The organism is Priestia sp. BR_2, from assembly GCF_041954005.1.
GTDB classification, from domain to species: Bacteria; Bacillota; Bacilli; order Paenibacillales; family Paenibacillaceae; genus Paenibacillus_AQ; species Paenibacillus_AQ lautus_A.
Genome location: NZ_JAVFHM010000317.1, coordinates 1 through 2,769 on the forward strand (window position 1 = coordinate 1; position 2,769 = coordinate 2,769).

At 31.3% G+C, this 2,769-nt stretch carries 1 protein-coding gene and 1 pseudogene; both read left to right on the forward strand.

From position 1 onward, the window contains the following. Nucleotides 1–74: 74 nt before the first annotated feature. Entirely contained in the window at nt 75–1,652 is a 1,578-nt protein-coding gene (locus RB298_RS28030) for a hypothetical protein (RefSeq protein ID WP_486049639.1), read from the forward strand. After that, a pseudogene (locus RB298_RS28035) lies at nt 1,649–2,769 on the forward strand (FtsK/SpoIIIE domain-containing protein); the annotation flags it as partial. The gene RB298_RS28030 and the pseudogene RB298_RS28035, both read left to right, overlap by 4 nt.

The window sequence follows — 2,769 nt, forward strand, 5'->3', positions numbered from 1 at the left end:
TTCTAAGGCTAGATAAAGAAAACGGTTTGTATGTGCAAGATTGTATAGAAATTTTAGAATAAGGGTGAATAGACATGCAGAATTCAGATAAAAATGTAGAAGAATTTTCATCTCAGCTATCTGCAAAAATTTGGGGGCACCGTTTTAAAGATGGTCAACGTGGACCAGAGTACGTTTTAGAGTTCTTAAATGTTTTATATGGAACAGATTATCAACTAAATGCAGATTGCTATTTTAGAAATAAATCACAAAATTTACGTAAATTTATCTTTGAAGGTGTCAAAGAAGGTAGTAAGCGTGGTAGCGCGCAACTTGATCAAGAAAAGAAGAAATTTCTTTATGAAAAACTTCAAGATGATAACAAAATTGAAGTTATTAGAGAATTTTTTAGAAATCTAGAAATACCTCTTGTGGACGGAAAAGGAAAGGAAGCTGATCGCTCTTGGTATGCTCGATCGCTATACCCTTTACACGAGAGCCTACTTTTTTTCGAGTTGCGTGTTAAAGGTGAGAATGCTTTTTACGAACGAAACTTTTTTGCACGTGGTGGAGAATTATATTATTTAATGGTTTCTTATGGAGCTAAAAATTTTCCAGGTGTTAAACATAGAATAGAGCAGAGGTTTCAACAATTATTACAAAAAAACAATTCTGTGGGTCAAATAGTAGACTCTATCCAAAGTGTTTTAGGAGATGAAGGTGAAAATAAGTCTGAAGATAGATATCCATTAAAAAAGGTGGAAAAGCTGTCTAAGGAATACCCTCATTTGCCAATTGAAGAGCACGAACTTTTTGACCAGTTTGCTGAAGAAATGTCAAACTTATTGAATTTAGATATTGATGTTTACGATATGTTCAAGCTTTTAACAAGTTTAACTTGCTTTCATATTTTATTGTATATGTATGAGCGATCTAAAGTAGATGTCAACGATCGAATAGAGTTTTTCTTCGATTGTTTAGATGGTAAGAATAAAGAAGTACAAAAAATATCAACTAGTACGTTTAAAAACAATGAGATTTTAATTAAAGAAAAATTTGAAGACTATTTCTCAAAGCAATTTTTCAGTATTATGGGTCATGAAGAAGAAGTCAATAGAGAGTTAAGTAAATGGAAAGAAGATCCGATGATCTTTATTGAGAAAATGGGTTTGCAAAAACTTCAATCTCGCAAAAAACGAGTAATAAACTCATTGCAAAAGTGTAAAAATTATGAGGATGTAAAGGACAAACTTCATAACGTAGTAAAGGAAGTCATTTCTGACACATTAAAAAGGCACCAAATTTCTATTAATAGAACTTTAGCTAGAGATGGCGGAGTAGGTAACTTCAAAGCGGGTTCTAGTTACAGATATTTGATGACAGATACGTTCTTACAAACACTAGTTTTTATCAACGTGAAACCAAAAGAATCAATAGAATTTAGTGAGTTTTTAAATATGCTATATAAAAAATATGGGTTCATAGTAGGGGAAATGCAAGCACGAGAAAGTGCATTGTATGATAGGTCAAAAGTCAACATTCGTCATTATCAAAAAAATGAGTTGGCTCTTAGGGAGAAATTAAGAAAAAACGGATTGCTAGTAGAATATTCGGATGCTACAGCAATGATTAGAAATCCGTATGAGATGGCAGAAGGTGTGATGACAATATGATCAATATAACCGAAGACAAATTGTTGGCACAATGGATTAATAGGCTGTTAGTAGATCATTTCAAGAAGCAAAAAGATGAACATACAGAAAAGTTATTTGTTAAAATAACCGGATTAACTTCAAATAATATTCAGCTTTTATTAAGTGAATTAAACTTGAATATAGGTTCAATGAGGAATTTTTATGAACCAGTTATTCGAACAATAACCCCTGTAGAAGGTTTTAGTAATTTTGCATATAGAGACTTCGAAACAAGTACATGGCTTAGAAATAATACTAAATCTCATCAGGCTCTAATTTTAGTTATTAACGAAATGACACATGAAGCACAAAGTTTAAAGAACCTATTCACTGTTGATGAATCCTATTTATTAACTTCAAGAGGTTTAACGTCTATTTATAATATTTTAGCAGAATCTGGACAGATTGCTACGGATGAGATAAAGCATATTCAAGATTTTATTAAAACTTATCAAAGCATTTGTGAGCCGCAACTCAGAAATGTTGTAAAGTTTTTGGTTCATGTATTAAACGACAATAGTTCCTCAGTTATAGATAGTATTCAAAAGAATTTACCTCACCTTAATTTGTTTATTGATATGAAGCTAAAAATAGGTGGAGCAGGTAAAAGTCGTTTACAAAAGAACTATCTACTAGCTAACTTGCAAATTAAAGAATCACAACATGAGAAAATACAAAATAATCTATACTTATTTTTAGAACAAGAAGAAAAAAATAATTGGCCTGACGAGATTTGGGAAAGTAAAAATATAGACGAGTTAACTAAAGAAGTAATTGAGTTTTTAAACCAAACATCAGATGCTTTTTTATTTAATGATTTTGACTTTGTCCAAAAAGTCACAGACTTTAAAGTAGGACCCCCGACTATAAAAGAGCAAATTGGTGAAGTATTAGAAGAGAACAAAGACCGTTTCGATCAAGAAGAATTAAAAAGCTTTGAAAATGGATTAGATGAAGTAATATCTAATGATAGTCCTGAAGCGATTAAAGAATTTGTAGAAGAGTTTGAGGAAGAATTAGCTTCTAAGAATGGGCTTGTGAAGAAGTTGAATCGTTCTGTAGAAAAACTAATGAATCCATCTATATACAGTGATAT